Source organism: Phocaeicola sp. GP0067 (assembly GCF_031119655.1).
GTDB lineage: Bacteria > Bacteroidota > Bacteroidia > Bacteroidales > Bacteroidaceae > Phocaeicola > Phocaeicola vulgatus.
The window spans coordinates 44,490-67,288 of sequence record NZ_JAVHZY010000016.1 but is presented as its reverse complement, the minus strand read 5'-3'; the positions used below and the strand labels follow the sequence as shown (position 1 = coordinate 67,288).

The window sequence follows — 22,799 nt, the reverse complement described above, 5'->3', positions numbered from 1 at the left end:
AATATATAAATCAATGATGAAAAACAAGAACCTACTTATAGGATTATGCTCAGTACCCCTGTTGCTTAGCATATCAACAAACATGACAGCCCAAGACTTGCGTGAACGTACATATTATTACGAAATACTAGAACCACGCCATGAGCCCAAACCGGAAATCAAAGGTTTTGCAACTGAAAGAATAAAAGAAAACTTAGACAGAGGGTTAACAGCCACCCCATCTGCAGACGGGAAAGGTATCTACCTCAGTTGGAGACTATTGGAACAAGATGGAACTGACACTTCCTTCCACCTCTACCGTTCTGCAAACGGCAAGACACAGCGTTTATCAAAAAATCCAATTAAAAACACCTGTGACTTTGTTGACCAGACTCCCGTTTCTGGAAAAGCAACCTATTGGATCTGTGCATTAGATAAAAAGAAAAAAGTAATTGACACATCTTCCAAATTGGATGTGGACTGTTCTTTATTGAGAAACTATCAGTCCATTAAATTGAACCGTAATATAAAAGCAGGCAAAATAGCCGTTGCTGATTTGAACGGGGATGGCATTTACGATTATATCATCCGCACCCCGGAAAAAAATGTGGATCCCGGAATGCCCGGTACTTTGGATGGTTCAACTTATCAAATTGAGGCTTATTTAAGTGACGGCACTTTTTTATGGTCTAAAGATTTAGGACAAGGTATCGAGCCCGGTGTTTGGTACTCCCCTTTCATCGCATACGACTTCAATGGAGATGGCAAAGCAGAAATTGCCTTAAAAACAGCTCCGGAAACAACCAAACGAAATGAAAAAGGACGGGTAGATTCCGGTGAGGAGTATCTAAGTGTATGGGATGGAATGACCGGAAAAGAAATTGCCCGCGTGGACTGGCCTGAACGGAATGACAGGTATGGAAATCTGGTCCGGCAGAACCGTAACCAAATAGGGATGGCCTATCTGGACGGCAAAACCCCTTATATATTGGCATGTCGTGGCACTTACAAACTGATGACTGTAGATGCATGGCAGCTGAAAGATAACAAACTGGAACGTGCATGGCGATGGGACGGCGATGAAGAAAATCCCGTAGTAAGAAGCATGGGTTCCCATAATATGGTATGTGGTGATGTGGATGAAGATGGAAAAGATGAAATTCTGTTAGGCTCATGCATGCTTGATGATAACGGGACTTTACTATGGTCTACCGGACTAGGACACCCTGATAAAATCTATCTGACTGATATCGACCCGGATCGTCCGGGTATGGAAGTATTCCTTTGTCTGGAACCTTGGCACGAGAACGGCCGTGGCGTTTGTGTTGTGGATGCCAGAACAGGACAACCGGTATGGAATATCGGTCATAAGACATTCCATGTAGGCGATGGGATGGTTGCTGATTTTGATCCGGTCCACAAAGGTCTGGAATGTTTTGCCAGCGAAGACCGTAAAGGAGGCAGCACAGACAAATATCTACTTTCAGCTGACGGTAAACCTTTAGGTAAAAATGAAGAAGTGCCCTCCTGCCGTAATTGGGCCTGGTGGGACGGTGACTTATTGCGCGAAACATTCAAAGGGGACGATAACCGATGGGGGGCAAGTTCCTCTTCAAACGGTCGTTCACTAAGTATTGTAAAATGGAAAGGAGAAACACTGACACAAGGAATTGAAGGTGATATCTTAATGATCGCAGACTTATATGGAGACTGGCGTGAAGAAATAATCACCGCATTGCCCGGTGAAATACGTATCTACACAACCAATCTTCCGGCAAAAGACCGTCGTACCACATTGATGCAAGACGGAATATATAGAAGTTATGTAACTCATCGTTCCATGGGATATCCACAAGCTCCTGTCCCCTCCTATTATTTAGGAGAATAATATTAAGATTAGCATGAAGGATTCCTCTAAAAACTGTAACGGATATCCTTTTGCTGTAGGGGCGCTTTGATGCGCCCTTATGCATATAAAACTCAACCCTAACCATAAACATCATGCAAAAGATACTATTATTTATTGCTTCCCTTTTTTATTTCAACTCCTTATTCGCAAAAAATGAAATAAAATCCTGGCAAGGCATTCATGAAACACCCCTTTCCCGTCTAGAACAACAATTTGCAGACCCTCCTGTGGAATTTGCCAACCATGTAATATGGGGTTGGGAAGGGAAAATGGATAAAAAGACTATTTGCAATGACTTGGATTCTATCAAGAAGAAAGGATTCCGTGCCGTAATATTTGAAGCAGGTTACAAACTACCTTTCAAATATCTTTCCGAAGAATGGTTTAAAGCGATTCGTACCGGAGTACTTGAAGCCAAAAAGCGAGGTATGAAAGTCTGGATTATTGATGAAGGAAAATATCCCAGCGGATTTGCAGGAGGAAAATTCTCACAGGAACGTCCCGATTTGAGAATGCAAGCTCTTGTGATAGGTGATACCATACAGGTAAAACGGGGAGAAGTAATGACAAACCATAAAATAGCACCAGAAATCATCAGTGCGGTAGCCGTCAGTACATCCGGTGCTCCTAACAGAACTGTAGCAATTAATAATGGTGAAATAAGTTTCAACGCCGGACTGGATGACTGGAAGATCCTATTGGTCAAAAGCGACTTTCGAACGGCCGTAACCCGAGCCGTTAATAATCCCAACGGCGGCAAAGATGCCACTAATTCTCTGTGTGATTATCTGAATCCTGTTGCCGTACAACAATTCATTGATTGGACACATGAACAGTATAAAAAATACCTTGGTAAAGAGCTGGGTACCACTGTACTTGGTTTCCGGGGAGACGAACCCGATTATGCACATTTACCCTGGACTCCTTCCATTGTCCAAACATTCAAAGATACAAAAGGGTATGATCCGACTCCCTATCTGGCCTCCTTTTTTACCACTTCGCCCACCATACAGGAACAAAGGGTAAAAGCCGATTATTGGGATGTCTGGTCCAGCTTGTTCGCCACCCATTTTTTCAAATTACAGGCCGATTGGTGTGCGGCTAATGGAGTAGCCCACATTACCCATCTTAACAAAGAACATGAAATGCCCGCATGTGTTAAAGCTGAAGGAGACTATTTCCGGAATTTAAGTAAAGTTCAAATACCCGGAGTAGATGCAATCTGGAACCAAATATGGCCCGGTACCCTTAATGATTTCCCCAAACTGGCCTCATCTGTAGCTCATGTTTATGGAAAACCTAGAGCATTCAGCGAAAGTTTTGCAGCTTACCACATCTCCCCTACCATTCCCCAAGCCAAATTTGTTGTAGATCATCAGATTGCCCGTGGGATTAACTTCTTTGAATTCATGTTCTGGCCGGCAGGGTCCAAACATCGCAATTGGATGAGTGATCCCGGTATGAAAGGCCTGAATGAATATACGAATCGCACCACTTACCTGATGAGTCAGGGGAAGCCGGGAGCACGGATTGCCATGTATTACCCCACATCTACTATGTGGCTGGGTAACAATGAAGTTTATAAGGATATCGTCACTCTTACTCAACAGCTGTTAACTCATCAACGAGATTTTGACTACATAAACGATGATGCTTTTACGGAAGCACTGACCATAGGTCCCGGCTATCTGGAAAATAAAAGCGGTCAAAGATATGAAACATTGGTTATCCCATCATCGGATGTTCTTTCCGCATCAGCCTGGAAAGTGATAGAAACATTTTCCTCACGTGGAGGAAAGGTCCTGTTTTGGGGAAGGAAGCCTGCTTCTTTCATTGACAAAAGTTTCACTGCTCCCGGTTCCCTATCAGATTTAACCAATAGCAGGATTGAGCCATCCACCAGATGGACAGCACGTGTAAGCTCTTCCCTTCCGGAACCGGAAATGAAAATCATTTCACCTGACAATGATTCTATCCGCTACACACGCAGAGTAATGCCCGATGGCGACCTCTACTTCATATTCAATGAAGGGAATAAAGCCACAGAATTTACAGCAGACTTTGATAATGTAGGAGTTGCAAAAGAATGGAATGCAACAGATGGCACACTCCAACCGATAAATGCAACAATTGTCAATAACCGTACCCGGCTGACTTTTAAACTGGAAGCATGGGAAAGCAAACTCATATCCATCGGAAAAAGCAACAGAGAATATAACATTAAAGAATATGGTGTAAAAGGGAATGGCTATTCGGAAACAGCCACTTTACAACGTATCATTAATGAAGCAGCTCACAATGGAGGCGGAACGATAGTTATTCCTGCCGGGGAGTATCTAAGCGGCGCTCTATTCTTCCCACGTGGTGTAGATTTACGTATAGAAAAAAACGCCAAACTAATCAGCACTGTCGACCCCAATGAATTTCCTGTCATCCCTACCCGTTTTGAAGGTATAGAAAAAAGGTGGCGATGTGCTTTCTTGAATTTCGACCATTCAGACGGAGTTAAAGTTTATGGTGAAGGAGTTATCGATGGTAAAGGAGTAGAATGGAAAAAAATTCCATTCGGAAACTCCGGACGTCCCAGACTGTTATGTTTCACAGATTGCCCGGGAGGTAAGATTTCCGGTTTAAAAATGATAAATCAGGCCTCATGGTGTCTTCATGTACTTTACACAAATGGCTTCACTATAGATGGAATCGATATCCGTGCATTGGAATATATACCCAGTTCCGATGGCATAGATATTGATTCGTCCAATGATATACTGATTACTTCCACCCGCATTGAGGCACATGATGATTGCATCTCCATCAAATCCGGACGAGACGAGGACGGACGCAGAGTAGGACGTCCCAGTGAAAACATTCTGATAGAAAACTGTCATTTTGCATACGGTCATGGTGGAGTGGCTATGGGCAGTGAAATATCAGGCGGCATACGCAATGTGACCATACGTTCCTGCCTGATGGATAACGAAAACTGGAGCCCCTTACGTTTTAAAAGTCAGCCCAGCCGCGGCGGAACTGTGGAAAATATCACTTTTGAAGATATTACCATCAAAGGAGCGCGCAGTATCTTTGATATCAATATGGAATGGCGTATGGTTCCTCCGCTTTCACCTGCACATTATCCGCTGACCTGTTTGCGCAATATCCATTTCAAGAATATAAATGGAGAAGCACAATCAGCAGGAACCATGTATGGTTTTAAAGAGACTCCATTCGGAAATGATACATTCTTTTTTGAGAATTGCCATATCAAAGCTCAAAAAGGATTAAGCATCTCAAATGTGGCCAATGTTAATTTTAAAGGTTTGGAACTAGAGATAAAAGAAGGAGAAAAGATTTATGAACGGTCTGCAAATAAAGACAAATAACCCAATAAGAACACTGATAAATAAAAAATACACTCGAAATGCGTACACATGCATAATATTCAAGGAAGATGTACACATTTCCATTGTAGGAAATCCCAGACCATCCTATTTTTGCGACCATTAAAACACTAAAACAACATGATGAAGAAAAAATTAATACTATCATTCTTTTTTGTTGCATTAGGTTTTGGAGTTGTAAAAGCACAAGACTTGCCGGACAAAAAAGAAACGTTGAAGACTGTTACAAAAGTCAATGATTACTTCATGAAGAAGTATGCCGATTATCGTACTCCTTCTTTTGTAAAAAATGTAACCCGTCCCAGTAATATCTGGACACGCGGAGTATATTATGAAGGATTAATGGCTCTTTACTCCGTCTATCCACGCGATGACTATTATAAATACGCTGTCGATTGGTCAAATTACCACGAATGGGGATTCCGCAACGGTACCACCACTCGCAATGCTGATGATTACTGTGCCAGCCAGACTTACATTGATTTATATAACATTTGTCCTGATCCGGAAAGAATCCGTAAGGTCAAAGCCAATATAGATATGCTGGTCAACACTCCTCAAGTAAATGATTGGTGGTGGATTGACGCCATCCAAATGGGAATGCCTGTATTTGCCAAACTGGGAAAATTGACCGGAGAACAAAAATATTTCGACAAAATGTGGGATATGTATGAATATACCCGTAACAAACATGGTGAGAATGGCATGTACAACCAAAAAGAAGGTTTGTGGTGGAGAGACCAAGACTTTGATCCCCCTTACAAAGAACCTAACGGTAAGAATTGCTATTGGAGTCGTGGTAATGGATGGGTATATGCAGCACTGGTACGTGTATTGGATGAAATTCCTACTGATGAAAAACATCGCGCCGACTATATCAATGACTTCCTGACCATGAGTAAAGCTATCAAAAATTGCCAACGTACTGATGGTTTTTGGAATGTAAGTATGCATGACGAATCAAACTTCGGAGGTAAAGAAACCAGTGGCACCGCTTTATTTGTATATGGCATGGCATGGGGGGTACGTAACGGACTGTTGGACAGAAAAGAATACCTGCCAGTCTTGTTGAAAGCATGGAATGCTATGGTGAAGGATGCCGTTCACCCTAACGGCTTCCTAGGACTTGTACAAGGAACCGGAAAAGAACCGAAAGACAGTCAACCTGTCACATACGATAAAGTACCCGATTTTGAAGATTTTGGAGTAGGGTGTTTCCTGCTCGCCGGAAGTGAGGTTTACAAATTAAATTAATAATATGATTGGTTAGTGAATCGATTTTTCATAGACTATGATTTAAAGGTTAGATTTAGGTTAAGTAAAAAGGAGCGACTGTGAAGCCGCTCCTTTTTGTTCTATCAATCATACGTTTTCAATCAGTAATAGAAAATACCAATACTCCTGCTGTAGGAATTACCGGCTCTCCTATCAGCACTTTGGCTCCCGAAGGAAGTACGAACTTATAAGGTTTATCTGTATAATTCAGTACAATCCCCATACCATTGCGGTACTCTAAAGTAACACCGTATGGTAAATCCATCACAGGAATATTCAATTGCGCATATAGTTTCTTCAAAATATCTTTCTCCAATAATCCGTCCGTACTATCCACTCCCACGTAAGTAACAGTACCTTTTCCCAACTTACGAGTAGTGACTGCCGGTTTTCCTTCATAAAATTCCTGTGTATAAGTAGCCCATACTTGTGAATCCTTACCCGGTTTCAATATCTCTCCCCAAGTATTCCACGTATATTCTTTTCCATCCATCCGTAATTTGCCCGGTTCTTCAGGAAGTAATAAATCATAAAACTCCATTTCATTACCGGTCAGTTCATTTATCATGGAACCGAAAGGAGCTTCGGGTAAACGTCCATGGCGGTCTTTTTGGGCTGTACGGCAAGTTAAGACCAAATTACCACCCTTCTTTACATAATCAGTCCATCTGTCTACCAATGCCTTGTCAGCCAATTGATAAGCCGGAGCTATGATCACAGGATAAGAGGAGAACTCCTTGCTTTCATTGATAAAATCTACGGGCGCGCCAAAAGATTTCAACGTGCGATAATATTTCTCAATATGCCCTAATGTATTCCATGTACGATTTTGCTTCTGGCGCTCAATGCTCCATGAATTTTCATGATTAAAAAGAATGGCAGTACGACGCGCCAAATAATCGTCCGGTTTCACCTCACGAGCAGCAACCTGTCCCCGCAGCTGTCTGATTTCTTTCATGAACTGCTCATATTCACGTCCACCGGGAGTCACCGTTGTTCCGTCTGTACCTACAATGCCGTAGTGATATTGTTCCGTGCCATACAGAGGCTGGCGATAACGATAAGTACAGATAAAGTCGCCTCCACCGGCAAATACGCTCCACATCCATAAACGGACAGCTCCGGGCAGCGGTTGAGGATTGATACTCCCCCAATTCACCTGCCCTGGCTGAAGTTCCATTACTCCATAAGTACCTTGTATGGGTCTGAAAAAGTCATTGGCAAAAGCAATACGCAACGGATTTCCCACTCGATATCCGCGACGGCCGATCCCTTCATTGTCTCCATACACCATATAGCGAGTATAACTTTGAAAATCAAGTGCAGGGCTGCCACCTATATGTCCTTCCTCATAATTAGGAATATAGTTAGTAGTCACCCATTGGTTCTTTGCATATTTTTTTATCAACAAACATTGTTCATTCAAAAAGTCGTTTGTCTGACTGGCAGCAAAACGGCGGTAATCCAAAATCTGATGATGATTCATAAACATCTGGGCAGTTTTAGGAAGAGTTATTTCATCAAAAGAAGAATAAACCTCACTCCAAAAAGCCGTTCCCCAGGCATCATTCAATGCTTTAATGTCATGATGATATTTTTCACGTAAAAAATCCCGGAAAGCCAGTTCGGCTTTCGGATTATAATCAAATTGTACGGCCGGCTCATTATCGAGCTGCCAGCCGATTATTCTGGAATCATTTCCATAATGCTGAGCTAACTTCTCTATCATTTTATAAGCCAGTTCTCTATAAACGGGAGAAGCAAAAGAAGCATGTTGACGTGCTCCGTGATCAAGCACGGTACCATTTTCATTTTTAATCAAAATTTCAGGGTATTTACGGCTCAGCCATACCGGTGGAGTTGCCGTAGAAGTACACATAATGACTTTCAAATCATATTTGGCAGCCAAAGCCACCGCTTTATCCAACCAGGCAAAATCATATTTTCCCTCTTCCGGTTCCAATTGCGCCCAAGCAAATTCCGCGAAATGGGTGAATTCAAAACCCAAATCGTGCATCTGTTTAAAATCTCTCTCCCATTGACTCTCATCCCAATGCTCAGGATAATAATAAGCACCGGTCAAGGTCAAATCCTTGTCTTTAAACCAAGGCTGTTGTGCAAAAAGTCCTCCGGCCAAAGAACAAGCCAAAAGAACGGTCACAAATCGTTTTTTCATGATAAAATAGTAATTTAATAGATTTTCCATTCCCATAATCCGGCTGCACCTTTATCTATGTGCAAACGCAAATAACGTACTTTATCTCCCACCGTCACCACATGAGGTGAACATGCCTTCACCTCTTTTACTCCGGCACAAGGTTGCCAATTAGTACCATCATTGGATTTTTCGAGATGCCAGGCATGGCCTTCAGCAGGGTGTACAAAGGCAAATTGACACTCCGTTACCTGCATGGCTTCACCCAAATCCACCATCAGCCAAGGATGATCATCATTTGTTTCTGCCATCCAGCGTGTTCCATTAGACCGGTCGCCTGCATTTCCAGGGTGATATATATGTGTGCGTTCCACCTTGACAAGCGAAGTTTTATCAGCCAAAGGACGATTAGGCTGAGTTTCTATTTCAACCTTAGAAGTACGGGGAGAACGTACGCTGGATGCACTGAAAGAAGCTTTCAGCGCCTTATTTTCGCGCTGTTCCTGGCTGACAGCCAAGTAACCAACTCCCTTTTCATCAGGAACAAGTGTCTTTATAGTGCCATCCTCATTAAATTCCATCCGATTAGCATATACTTGGCGGGTAGTTCCTCCGTCACCGTACTCCAGATATACGAAAATATAATCGTCTGTTTCTTCATTATAAAATACATTCCCATGTCCCGGCCCCCAAACATTATCGGCAATGGATGAAAAAAGAAAAATATCATTGCCTTCGGGCTTTTCAAAGCCCGACAAAGGGGACTGCCGGCTCATCATGTAAGCATTTACATAATTCTGATTCCCTCTCAAAGTATAGATGTAATAATAAATACCTTTACGTTTAAACATAACCGGCCCTTCCGAATACCCTTGACGAGCCGTACTCATCACAACAGTATCACCGGTTAAATGCTGCCAATCGTCAGTCATACGGGCAGCCATCCGGCGGCGCCAGAATAAATAAGCAGTTCCATCATCATCCACAAAAGGTTCCCCATCTATATCCGGAGCAATACAAGATTGATCAAACCCATCCAAAGAATGAGAAGACATAGAATTACGTCCGGCTAAAAGGAAAGGACCTTCGGGACGGTCGGACTTCAGCACATAGGTACGTGCATTCTCATCCGGTTTTACAAAAGTGGTATAAAGATAATATTCACCATTCTTCTCCACTACTCTGCCGGGTGCCCAATAACGAAAATATCCCGTCTTTTTCTCTCCTTTGGCATTGACATATTCATGTCCTTTATGCCAATCGAATCCCACAATATGTGATCCGTCAAAACTCCAGTTTACAAAATCTTTAGATTTCCATACCACAGGAGTCCCTGCTTGTGACAATCCTTTATCAATATCAGTAGTACCATAAAGATAATAAGTATCACCAAATTTGGATAAAGAAGGATCAGCGATATTATCCGGAATAAGAGGATTGAAGTGATGGATACGAAGCAATTTATCAAGTACAGCCTTCTCTACGGTAAAAGCAGTTCCGTGACGGGTTCCCCGAGGAAAAGATACACGGTCGGACACATCTTCCCATGTCTTTCCATGATCACGACTGCAAACAGCTCCATATTGATGATTACGGTATTTATCAAAATAGACATAAAGAGCATCATCTACAAAAAGTGGCGCAGGTCCCTCACACCAATAATTTCCTGTAATGGAAGGAGAAACGGTAGTAGGAAATCCATCCTCTATCCGTGTTGTCCGTGTTATTCTCAAATTCTTCTCTGCCGGCAACGAGTTTTCATTCTTCACCACCATAATCAAGTCTTTCATCACCGGATCGCGTACAATAGCTGCATCAATCACACTGAAATCGGGATTAAAGAACAGTTTGGTTTCAGAAAATGTATTAAAATCCTTCGTCGTAACATAGTAAATACGATGGTTCAGCCCTTTCTCACTCTCAATGACCGGCACTTCCTTGTGACGTCCGGGAATGGTCGTTGCCCAAAAAATATAATAAGTTTGCGAAGGTTCATCATAAAACAATTCAGGTGCCCAGCAATTATGTGCAGCAGGCTCATGCATCATTACCGGAATAGAACGCTGCTCACTCCAATGGATTAAATCGGGAGAAGAGGCGTAACCTATAATCCGGTCTGTCCAACTGGAAGTCCACACCATGTGAAAGGTTCCGTCCGGCGCTTGACAAATACTAGGGTCACGCATCAGACGATCCTTCCCGACCGTAGGTATCAAGAAAGATTTTCCATGATTCAGAGGAGTCCATGTCAGCCCATCCAAACTATAAGCCAAATGAAGACCGTCCCGACTGTCATTAATGAAATAAGAGAACAAATAAGCCGTATCACCGGCAAATAATCCGGCAACCGTTCCTAACAAGCAGAGCAAACTGAATAATCGTTTTTTCATGTATACAATGATTTAATTGTGAGTATACAAAGATAAAAAGAGATTTGGACTTTTTTCTGCACATACAAGGCATATCCATGTAAAATCGTACAAATATATCGCACATTACCCCTATTTTATACGAATTTCCATCTATATGTACTTCTTTCTATTTACATGCAGATGAAAAGACCTTAATTTAGCAACATCAAATTCAAAGTAAAAAGATACTATGAAAAAAACGTTATTGACAATCTGCCTAGTATGGATGTGCTTCTCGTTAAGCGCACAAAAAATTATTGACTTATCCGGGAAATGGTCATTCAGTATAGACCGTCAGGATAATGGAGAAAAGGAAAAATGGTTCAGCCACACTTTGAATGACTTCATCAACCTGCCCGGTTCCATGCCCGAGAAACTGAAAGGTGATGAGGTTACCGCAAAGACCCAATGGACAGGCAGTCTCTATGACAGTTCCTACTATTATAATCCATACATGGAAAAATACCGTAAAGAAGGTAATATTAAATTTCCATTCTTTCTGACTCCCGACAAACATTATGTAGGAGCTGCTTGGTATCAGAAAGAGGTGAATATACCTGCCGACTGGAAAGGTGAACGTATTTTGTTGTTCCTGGAACGTCCCCATATAGAAACAACCGTATGGGTGAACGGACAAAAGACAGGAATGCAGAATAGTCTTTGTGTTCCCCATCAATATGATATAACCCATTATGTCCGTCCCGGAAAATGTACTATCACTATCCGGGTGGATAATCGTATCAAAGAAATCAATGTCGGACCGGATTCGCACAGCATAACCGACCAGACCCAAGGAAACTGGAACGGCATTGTAGGACGCATCTGTCTGCAAACGACTCCGAAAACATATTTCGATGATATTCAAATATATCCGGAACCGGAACAAAAACTGGCACGTGTCAAAGTCGTCATCAAAGGTACAGGCACTGCAAAAGTAAAATTATCAGCAGAGAGCTTCAATACGGATAAAAAGCATATAGTTCCCGCCATACAACAAGAAATCAAACTCAACAAAGGAGTGACGGAAACAGAAATGGTATTACCTATGGGGAATGATATGCTGCTATGGGATGAATTTCATCCGGCCCTGTACAAACTGAAAGCAGAAGTCACCAATGGGAAAAAAACTGAGATAAAAGAAATACAATTCGGTATGCGCCGATTTGAAATCAAAGGTAAATGGTTTTATGTAAACGGGCGCAAAACCCAGCTTCGCGGAACAGTTGAAAACTGTGACTTCCCGTTGACCGGTTACGCCCCGATGGATGTAGAAAGTTGGGAACGGGTATTCCGTATCTGTCGCAGTTATGGACTGAATCACATGCGTTTCCATTCATTCTGTCCTCCCGAAGCCGCTTTTATGGCTGCCGACCGGGTAGGATTCTATCTGCAACCCGAAGGTCCGAGCTGGCCCAATCATGGTCCCAAATTAGGTTTGGGACAACCTATTGACAAATATCTGATGGACGAAACCATCGCATTAACCAAAGAATATGGCAACTATGCTTCTTATTGCATGTTGGCATGCGGAAACGAACCTAGCGGACGCTGGGTAGAATGGGTGACCAAGTTCGTAGAATATTGGGAAAAGAAGGATCCCAGACATGTATATACCGGAGCATCGGTAGGCAACGGATGGCAATGGCAACCTCGCAACCAATATCATGTAAAGGCTGGGGCACGTGGCCTGACCTGGTCCAAGAAACAACCGTCCACCCAAGACGACTATCGTTTCCAAAATCATCTTGACACCGTGAGACAGCCCTACGTATCCCATGAAACAGGTCAATGGTGCGCTTTCCCCAATTTCAATGAAATACGTAAATATACAGGCGTCAATAAAGCCAAGAACTTCGAGATTTTCAAAGACATTCTGGCTGACAACCACATGAGCGACCAAGCCCATCTATTTATGATGGCCAGCGGAAAGTTGCAAGCCCTTTGTTACAAATATGAAATAGAAAAGACACTCCGCACGCCCGATTATGCCGGTTTCCAATTATTGGCACTGAACGATTATTCGGGTCAGGGAACTGCACTGGTAGGTGTTCTCGATGTTTTCTTTGAAGAAAAAGGATATATCAACTCTGCAGAATGGAGACGTTTCTGCTCACCTACAGTTCCACTGATGCGTACAGATAAATTTGTATATAATAACAAGGAAATTTTAAAGGCGGATATTGAAATCGCTCATTTTGGTGCCGAGGCATTAAAACAAGCAGAAATTGTATATACGTTAAAAGACGAATATGGCAAAGTATATGCGCAAGGCACATTGGCAACACAAGACATTCCTGTCGGAAATTTAAATCGCACAGGTAGCCTTGAGTTTCCGCTTACTGATATCCAAGAGGCTAAAAAGCTGAATCTGGAAATACGCATTACGGGAACAGAAGCTGTAAATGACTGGAATTTCTGGGTTTATCCCGCCCAAGTGACAATAGCCGAAGGAAAAGTATACACTACCGACACCTTGGATTCGAAAGCCCTGGAAATTCTTCAGAATGGTGGAAATGTGCTTATTACAGCTGCGGGCAAAGTGAGTTATGGTAAAGAAGTGGTCCAGCAATTCACTCCTGTATTCTGGAACACCTCCTGGTTCAAAATGCGTCCTCCTCATACCACAGGTATCTTAGTGAACCCCAAACACCCGTTATTCCGTCAGTTTCCGACAGAATATCACAGCAATCTGCAATGGTGGGAACTGCTGAATCGTGCTCAAGTGATGCAATTCACCCACTTTCCACCCGCTTTCCAACCTACGGTTCAAAGCATCGACACTTGGTTTATAAGCCGCAAGATAGGTATGTTATTCGAAGCCAATGTATTAAATGGGAAAGTGCTCATGACAAGCATGGACATTACCTCCCAGCCAGAGAAACGCATTGTAGCCCGTCAGATGCATAAAGCCATTTTGGATTATATGAATTCGGACCAGTTCCGTCCGCAATTTACTGTAACGCCTCAACAAATCAGTGAGTTGTTCACAAAAACAGCCGGTGACATAAAATCTTATACCAATGACTCTCCGGATGAACTAAAACCGAAAATCAATTAATAACAATCTATATCAATCATGAAACAGATAGCCCTATTAGCTCTTGGACTTTTAGCGACATTAGGAGTCGAAGCACAAACTTACAAATTCGATTTTACCACAGGTAAAAAGACGAAAGACGGTTATACCAAAATAACTCCCGCCGACAGATACTCGGAGGAAAAGGGATACGGATATGACAGACAGCCCTCTCCGGAAGGTAAAAGTACAGCCCCATTCTTTTTCTCTGTTACGGTTCCCGATGGAAACTACCATGTCACAGCCGTGATAGGAAACAAACGCGCTGCCGGAGAAACAACAGTGCGAGGAGAATCACGCCGCCTTTTCTTCGAAAATGTGAAGACAAAAAAAGGGGAGTTAAAACCTTGTACATTTGTGATCAACAAGCGCAACACACATATTTCGGAAAAAGAAAATGTGCGCATCAAACCGCGTGAACGCCAAAAATTGAACTGGGATGACAAACTTACTTTGGAATTCAACGGGGATGCACCCCAATTGTCCGAACTGATTATTGAGAAAGTAAATAATGTACCCACCGTATTCCTATGCGGTAACTCCACGGTAGTAGACCAGGACAATGAACCTTGGGCAAGCTGGGGACAAATGATTCCCCGCTTCTTCAATGACAGCATTTGTTTTGCCAATTATGCAGAATCCGGCGAAAGCGCCAATACTTTTATCGGTGCAGGACGACTGAAAAAGGCATTGACACAAATGAAACCCGGAGATTATATTTTTATGGAATTCGGTCACAACGACCAAAAGCAAAAAGGTCCCGGTAAAGGAGCTTATTATTCATTTATGACTAGCTTGAAAACATTCATTGATGAGGCAAGGGCACGAGGAGCCTATCCTGTACTGGTAACTCCGACACAACGCCGCAGTTTCGATGAAAACGGGAAAATCAGAGATACTCACGAAGATTATCCCGAAGCAATGCGCTGGTTGGCTGCCAAAGAAAACGTTCCTTTGATCGATCTCAACGAAATGACCCGTACCCTCTATGAAGCAATGGGGGTGGAACCTTCCAAAAAGGCATTCGTACATTATCCTGCCGGAACCTATCCGGGACAAAACAGGGTATTGGCAGATAATACCCACTTCAATCCTTACGGAGCTTATCAAATCTCCAAATGTATCATTGAAGGAATAAAGAAAGCGGGATTACCTATCTCTAACTATTTGCGCAGCGACTATTCCGGTTACAACCCTGCACATCCGGATGCTTTGGACAGTTTCAAATGGAATGACAGCCCGTTTACAGAAATTGAAAAGCCGGACGGCAATTAATTTAAAAGTAGGAACAAATGAACAACAAAACATTATTATTAACCCTATCATTTACCTTAGGTACCCTCTTTACCAATGCCCAATCCCTCCCCGGATTCCAATGGGGAGAAGGGATGGGAACTCCTGACCTTTCGTGGACTGCCCAAGTAGGAGCCAAAACCTATCCGAAGGGAAAAATATTCCAAGCAGCCGATTACGGATTGAAAAATGACAGCACCCGGTTAAGCACTGCCGCCCTGCAGAAAGCCATTGACGAATGCCACCGTTCCGGAGGGGGAACAGTGGAAGTAGCCCCGGGATACTACCGGATTGGTGCCATCTACCTGAAAAGTAATGTAAACCTCCACCTCAACCAAGGTACGACGCTGATAGCCAGCGAGGATATAGATTTATACCCCGAAATGCGCTCCCGCGTGGCAGGTATCGAAATGGTATGGCCCTCGGCAGTCATCAATATTCTGGATGCGGAAAACGCAGCTATCAGCGGAGCAGGTACGTTGGATTGCCGTGGAAAAATATTCTGGGATAAATATTGGACCATGCGGAAGGATTACGAGAAACGCAAACTGCGGTGGATTGTGGACTACGACTGCAAACGCGTAAGAGGTATGCTCATCTCGAACAGCCGCCAGATAACACTGAAAGACTTTACCTTGATGCGTACCGGATTTTGGGGTTGCCAGGTGCTGTATTCCGACCAATGTACCTTGAACGGACTGAAAATCAATAATAACGTAGGGGGGCATGGTCCCAGTACGGATGGTATTGACATTGACTCCAGCACCAATATCCTGATTGAAAACTGCGAAGTAGATTGCAACGATGACAATATCTGCCTGAAAGCCGGAAGGGATGCCGACGGCCTGCGCGTAAACCGCCCCACAGAAAATATCATTGTTCGTGGATGCATTGCACGTAAAGGTGCGGGACTGATTACCTGCGGCAGCGAAACTTCAGGCTGCATCCGGAATGTATTGGGATATAACCTCCAAGCATACGGAACCTCTTCCACCCTCCGTCTGAAATCTGCCATGAACCGCGGTGGAACCGTAGAAAATATCTACATGACCCAAGTGACAGCAGACCATGTCCGCCATGTACTGGCAGCGGACCTGAACTGGAACCCCAGCTATAGTTATTCTACCTTACCGGCTGAATATGAAGGTAAGGAAATTCCCGAACATTGGAAAGTTATGCTGACTCCTGTCACACCTAAAGAAAAAGGGTATCCGCATTTCCGTAATGTATGGCTCAGCGATGTAAAAGCTACTAATGTGCAAACCTTTATCACCGCTGCCGGCTGGAATGAGGAACTGCCTTTGCAGAATTTCCATATTTCCGGCATAAAAGCCAAGGTAAATAAAGCAGGAAGCATTATCTTTACCGAAGACTTCCACCTGGAAGATGTCCGGTTACAAGTAGAAGACGGCAGTCGTGTGGAAGAAAAAAACAATAAGAACGCACAAATCGATATCAGCTATGAAAACAACATGGAATTATAGCCGGCGGCTACTTCCGTTCTTTCTCTGTATGCTGTTGTCTGTCTTTGGCAACAACGCCCAGACTCTTCCCTTCCGTTTATCCAAAGGTGCGGGAACTTTCCGTCTGGGAGTGGTTTGCGGCAATGAAAGTTGCTGGCTGGACCAATGCAGTGTTAAGAAAAAGGGACAGGCTTATACCATTAAAGATAAATTATGGAAAGAAGGTGAAATAAAGCTGATTGTATGTCCATTGACGAATAGTAATGGTTTTATCATGGAGGTTTCGGGTGAGCGATTACCTGAAGAGCTCAAACTTTGCTGGGCTTTCGGTGCATGCGACGGTGCAGACGACTCTGCCGTAACAGACAACAGTATTCCGGCAGCCTCCTGCTTCCATAATGTATTCAGTACAGAAGGAAACGCTTTTACCACCTATTATGGTGAAAGCATGAAACTGAGAACGGTTCATGGGGTATCTCCCATCGGTTCCGAAATTCGTCTGTCCGACGGACATAAACAAGCATCCCCGCTTGCTTTATTCAACTCCGGTAAAAAGACAGATGCCCCCGTCATCTCTGCCCTATACCCGTGGAAACCGCAAGAAAAACTCTACTTCTGTTTCTACCAACGGGCTGATTATAATTATTTCATGCTACCCGGATTATTCGGGAAAGAACATAAAACCCGATCAAAATGAAACGATTGTATCCATACCTGTTCTTCCTTTTCCTATGCCTGTCTGCCCAGGCACAGGAATTCAAGGTGTACCAATTTCCGGCAGATAAGGTTCCTGCCATAGATGGCAATACCCACGACTGGGATTGCGTTCCGGCTGATTATAAGATAACGGAAGCAGCTTTAAAGGAAGACGAGGGAAAACATGCACAGCCGGACACTACCACATTGAAAGTCAGTGTCAAAGTAGGTTGGTGTGCAGAAACTCAGAAGTTGTATTTTCTATATGAAGCATACGATAATTATTGGCGGTTCAGTGAGAACTCCTTGAACACGGATATTTTTGAAGTAGTGGTGGATGGCGATTGTTCAGGGGGGCCGTTCATCGACCGTTTTCATCCCACAGCTCCCAAAGATGTGTGGCAAGCCTGGTTCAAATTTCACGGATGCCATGCCCAGAACTATCACATCTTCACCCCGGCTCACGGCAATGACTGGTGTATGTTATGGGGTCCTCAGGTATGGCTGAAACAAAAGCCATACGCTGATTATGCCTATCAGTACTCTTTCAAGGAGGGAGAAGCGGGTAAGCTGGTATTGGAATTCTATATCACCCCCTTTGACCATGCGGATGCCGACGGTCCCGAACTATCTCGCCCTACTTTATTAAAGGAAGGAAATGAAATCGGACTATGCTGGGCGGTGATTGACTGGGATGCCCACCCTGCCTCTAAAGACGGATTCTGGAATTTATCCGATGAGCATACCATGTATGGCAATGCATCTTATTTACGTAAATTCAAACTAATGCCCATTCAGTAAAAGCAAAGACAGACCATGAAACAACTCATACTCTTCCTTTTATGCCTCAGCACATGGACAGCACAGGCAAAGATCTATAATGTAAAAGATTACGGAGCGAAAGCCGACGGTACTACCATTGACACCCCCGCCATAAACCGGGCCATTGAGGAAGCTGCCTCCCAAGGGGGAGGAACCATTTACTTCCCCGCGGGAGAATACGCGTGCTATTCCATACGTTTGGCCAGTCATATACATCTGTATATAGAACAAGGAGCACGGATTGTCGGCGCCTTTCCATCAGCAACGGAAGGCTATGACCTGGCAGAACCGAATGAACACACCCAATTCCAGGATTTCGGACACAGCCATTGGAAGAACTCACTTATCTGGGGAATCGGTCTGGAAGACATCACCATCAGCGGACCGGGACTGATTTATGGCAAAGGACTCACCCGTGAGGAAAGCCGCCTGCCCGGTGTAGGCAACAAAGCCATCAGCCTGAAACTCTGCAAGAACGTGACATTGAAAGACTTCTCTTTGTTGCATTGCGGTCATTTCGGCCTGCTGGCTACAGGAGTAGATAATCTGAGCATTCTGAACGTGAAAGTAGATACCAACCGGGACGGTTTTGACATAGACTGCTGCAAAAATGTCCGCATCAGTCATTGCACCGTCAACGCTCCCTGGGATGACGCTATCGTGCTTAAAGCGTCCTACGGATTAGGCTATTTCAAGGATACGGAAAATGTAACCATCTCCGATTGTTTCGTCAGCGGATACGACCGTGGCAGTGTATTGGATTGCACTTGGCAAAGGGACGAGCCCCAAGCGCCGGATCACGGATTTGTAACGGGACGCATTAAATTAGGAACGGAATCCAGCGGCGGTTTCAAAAACATAGCCATCACCAACTGCATCTTCGAGCGTTGTCGCGGACTTGCCCTGGAAACGGTGGACAGTGGCAAACTGGAAGATATCGTCATCAGCAACATCACGATGCGCGATATTGTCAACGCCCCCATCTTCCTGCGGTTAGGAGCCCGGATGCGCAGCCCGCAAGGAACACCTGTGGGCACAATGAAACGCATCCTCATCAGCCACGTCAATGTATTTAATGCCGACTCGCGCTACTCCTCCATTATCAGCGGAATACCGGGAGCCCTTATTGAAGATGTGACACTGAGCGATATTCATATCTATCACCAAGGAGGATATACAGAAGCCGACGGACTTCTGACTCCTCCCGAACAAGAGAAAGTATATCCTGAACCGTGGATGTTCGGAACGATTCCCGCCAAAGGTTTCTACATCCGCCACGCACGCAACATCACCTTGGACAATGTAAATTTCCATTACGAAAAAGCGGACGGACGTCCCTTGTTTGTCACGGATGATGCCAGTGATATCAGATACAGGAACATCACAGTGGATGGAAAAGAGTTCAATACAGCCAACTAATAAAAAACAAAATAGAATGAAGAGAAAATATTTATTGTTCAGCCTGTTGCTGGCCGGAAGCAGCCTTTACGCACAAGAATGGCCGGCAGTGCGACCCGAAGCCCGCCCCGCCACCCGCTGGTGGTGGCTGGGAAGTGCTGTCGATGCAACCAATCTGACCTACAATCTGGAAGAATATGCCAAAGCCGGACTGGGAGGTGTTGAAATCACTCCTATTTATGGTGTTCAAGGCAACGATAAGAATAACCTTCCTTTCCTCAGCCCGCAATGGATGAATATGTTGCAACATACTGAAGCTGAAGGAAAACGTATCGGTATTGAAGTAGATATGAACACCGGTACCGGATGGCCCTTCGGCGGTCCTCACGTGAGTATGACAGATGCTGCTACCAAAGCTATTTTTCAATCTTATCAAGTAGAGGGTGGAAAAGAAATTACGCTAGATTTGAAAGTAGAAGAAGAAAGACAACGCCCTGTAGCCACTTTAAGCCGGGTTATGGCCTATAATGCGGACAATAAGCAATGTCTTAACCTCACTTCCAAAGCGAAGAACGGACAATTACAATGGAAAGCTCCGGCAGGACATTGGAATATCATCACCTTATATATAGGCAAGACTTTCCAAAAAGTGAAACGTGCCGCTCCCGGTGGAGAAGGCTATGTGATGAACCACCTGGATAAAGGAGCCGTAAAACGCTATTTTGCCAACTTTGACAAAGCCTTTAAAGAAAACAAGACCAATTTTCCACATACTTTTTTCAATGACTCTTACGAAGTATATGGTGCTGACTGGACTCCTGATTTTCTGGAACAATTCGCCCGCCGTCGCGGCTATAAACTGGAAGAACACTTCCCTGAATTTATAGCTCAGGACCGTAATGAAACCACCGCCCGCATAGTCAGTGACTATCGCGAAACCATCTCCGATTTATTGATTGAGAATTTCAGTACCCAATGGACTAACTGGGCACACGGTCACGGCAGCATCACCCGTAACCAGGCACACGGTTCCCCTGCCAATCTGATAGATACCTATGCCTCCGTGGATATTCCCGAATGCGAAGGATTCGGTCTGTCGCAATTCCATATTAAAGGATTGCGCCAAGATTCCCTGACCCGTAAGAATGACTCCGACCTTTCCATGCTGAAATATGCTTCTTCCGCCGCCCATATCGCCGGAAAGCCCTACACGTCTTCAGAAACATTCACCTGGCTGACGGAACATTTCCGCACCTCCCTCTCCCAGTGCAAACCGGATATGGATTTGATGTTCGTATCAGGTGTAAACCACATGTTTTTCCACGGAACTCCCTACAGTCCCAAAGAAGCCAAATGGCCGGGATGGAAGTTTTATGCCTCTATTGACATGTCTCCTACCAATAACATTTGGCAGGATGCTCCGGCATTCTTTCAATACATCACCCGTTGCCAGTCTTTCCTGCAAATGGGGAAACCGGACAATGACTTTCTGGTTTACCTGCCTGTATATGATATGTGGCAGGAACAACCGGGCCGACTTTTGCTGTTCAGCATCCATGATATGGCAAAACGTGCTCCCAAGTTTATAGAGACCGTCCATACCATCAGCAATTGCGGCTATGACATGGATTATATCTCTGACAACTTTGTGAAAAGTACCCGTTGCGTAAATGGCAAATTACTGACCAAAGGAGGAACTTCCTATAAGGCCATCATCATTCCTGCTGTAAAACTAATGCCGTCCGAGGTACTCGGCCATTTACTTAAGCTGGCACAAGCCGGAGCTACTATCATCTTTACCGAAAACTATCCGCAGGATGTACCCGGTTATGGAAAACTGGAAGCACGCCGGAAAGGCTTTGCACAATTACAAAAGCAACTTCCGGAAGTTTCTTCTTTCAATGAGACGGTGGCAACTCTTTATCAAAAAGGGATCATCATTACAGGAAACAACTATCAATCTGCCTTGGAAAAAAGCGGTGTTGTTCCCGAAGAGATGAAAACGCGGTATGGCTTACAATGTATCCGCCGCTCCCATGCCGATGGACATCATTATTTCATCTCCTCATTGCAGGAAAAAGGAGTAAACGACTGGATAACCTTAGCCGTTCCCGCAGAAAGTGTCATGCTGTTCAATCCGATGACGGGAGAAAAAGGGAAAGCACAAACCCGCAAGCAAGAAGGCAAAACCCAAGTACGCCTCCAACTGCATTCCGGCGAAAGCGTGATCCTGCAAACTTTCAACCATGCCCTGACAGACGTTGCCGAATGGAAATACGTTCAAGAACAACCTGTCAGCCTCAGCCTTGATCACGGCTGGAAACTTCATTTTGCAAAAAGCACTCCCCAGATAGAAGGTTCATTTGATATCGATACTCCGTCTTCGTGGACTGAAATTGCTCATCCCAACGCTCCGATCACCATGGCGACGGGAGTATATACCAATATCATCACTGTTCCCCATATTCCCGCCGATGACTGGATACTGGATTTGGGCGATGTGCGGGAAAGTGCCCGTGTGCGCATCAACGGACAAGATGCCGGAACGGCATGGGCCGTACCTTATCAGTTGAAAGTAGGCAAATGGCTGAAACCGGGAGATAACAAGATAGAAATAGAAGTGACCAATCTGCCTGCCAACCGCATTGCGGATATGGATCGTCGGGGTGAGAAATGGCGTATCTTCAATGAAATCAATGTGGTGAATCTGCAATACAAACCGATACCTTATACTGATTGGCAACCATTGCCATCGGGATTGAATGGTAGTGTAAGGTTGATACCGGTTACTTATAAATAAGATATCCGATAGTGGCAGCCTATTGGCGGAGTTAATCCAGACTGTATTTGAAAGACTGAATTAATTCCGCCAATGTTTTTTACCTCATGCTCAGTGAGTGCACCTGCAACCGATCAAGCCGCAG

General features: G+C 44.1%; 12 protein-coding genes. 10 read left to right on the top strand and 2 right to left on the bottom strand.

Annotated features, from left to right (window positions below):
- Positions 1-13: 13 nt before the first annotated feature.
- From RE317_RS13130 to RE317_RS13120, 3 genes are all read left to right on the top strand, one after another.
- The gene (locus RE317_RS13130; protein ID WP_008670345.1) at positions 14-1,867 is read left to right on the top strand and encodes a silent information regulator protein Sir2; all 1,854 of its coding nucleotides are present in this window, start codon (positions 14-16) and stop codon (positions 1,865-1,867) included.
- 113 nt (positions 1,868-1,980) lie between these two features.
- Complete coding sequence (locus RE317_RS13125) at positions 1,981-5,268, top strand: glycosyl hydrolase (protein WP_008670356.1); 3,288 nt, start codon at positions 1,981-1,983, stop codon at positions 5,266-5,268.
- A gap of 141 nt (positions 5,269-5,409) precedes the next feature.
- Positions 5,410-6,540 carry a glycoside hydrolase family 88 protein gene (locus RE317_RS13120; RefSeq protein ID WP_032934877.1) on the top strand — a complete coding sequence of 377 codons (1,131 nt, stop codon included), beginning with the start codon at positions 5,410-5,412 and terminating at the stop codon, positions 6,538-6,540.
- A gap of 118 nt (positions 6,541-6,658) precedes the next feature.
- On the opposite strand, the gene RE317_RS13115 is transcribed toward RE317_RS13120, so the two are convergent.
- On the bottom strand, positions 6,659-8,773 hold the full coding sequence (locus RE317_RS13115; RefSeq protein WP_008670357.1) for a beta-galactosidase: 2,115 nt from the start codon (positions 8,771-8,773) through the stop codon (positions 6,659-6,661).
- Complete coding sequence (locus RE317_RS13110; protein ID WP_008670358.1) at positions 8,752-11,106, bottom strand: family 43 glycosylhydrolase; 2,355 nt, start codon at positions 11,104-11,106, stop codon at positions 8,752-8,754. The genes RE317_RS13115 and RE317_RS13110 overlap by 22 nt, the downstream gene beginning before the upstream one ends.
- 211 nt (positions 11,107-11,317) lie before the next feature.
- On the opposite strand from RE317_RS13110, the gene RE317_RS13105 reads away from it, so the two are divergent.
- From RE317_RS13105 to RE317_RS13075, 7 genes are read left to right on the top strand one after another with little or no spacing between them, the layout of a single operon-like run.
- The gene (locus tag RE317_RS13105) at positions 11,318-14,185 is read left to right on the top strand and encodes a sugar-binding domain-containing protein (protein ID WP_008670359.1); all 2,868 of its coding nucleotides are present in this window, start codon (positions 11,318-11,320) and stop codon (positions 14,183-14,185) included.
- A gap of 18 nt (positions 14,186-14,203) precedes the next feature.
- On the top strand, positions 14,204-15,478 hold the full coding sequence (locus RE317_RS13100; RefSeq protein WP_005853725.1) for a rhamnogalacturonan acetylesterase: 1,275 nt from the start codon (positions 14,204-14,206) through the stop codon (positions 15,476-15,478).
- Between the two features lie 17 nt (positions 15,479-15,495).
- Entirely contained in the window at positions 15,496-16,980 is a 1,485-nt protein-coding gene (locus RE317_RS13095) for a glycoside hydrolase family 28 protein (RefSeq protein WP_008670362.1), read from the top strand.
- Complete coding sequence (locus tag RE317_RS13090; RefSeq protein WP_008670363.1) at positions 16,958-17,656, top strand: DUF4450 domain-containing protein; 699 nt, start codon at positions 16,958-16,960, stop codon at positions 17,654-17,656. Before RE317_RS13095 ends, RE317_RS13090 begins: the two co-directional genes overlap by 23 nt.
- Positions 17,653-18,456 (top strand): hypothetical protein, encoded by an 804-nt coding sequence (locus RE317_RS13085; protein ID WP_005843648.1) that lies wholly within the window; start codon positions 17,653-17,655, stop codon positions 18,454-18,456. The genes RE317_RS13090 and RE317_RS13085 overlap by 4 nt, the downstream gene beginning before the upstream one ends.
- 15 nt (positions 18,457-18,471) lie before the next feature.
- Positions 18,472-19,896 (top strand): glycoside hydrolase family 28 protein, encoded by a 1,425-nt coding sequence (locus tag RE317_RS13080; RefSeq protein WP_008670365.1) that lies wholly within the window; start codon positions 18,472-18,474, stop codon positions 19,894-19,896.
- A gap of 16 nt (positions 19,897-19,912) precedes the next feature.
- Entirely contained in the window at positions 19,913-22,675 is a 2,763-nt protein-coding gene (locus RE317_RS13075) for a glycosyl hydrolase (RefSeq protein ID WP_117873300.1), read from the top strand.
- Positions 22,676-22,799 lie beyond the last annotated feature (124 nt).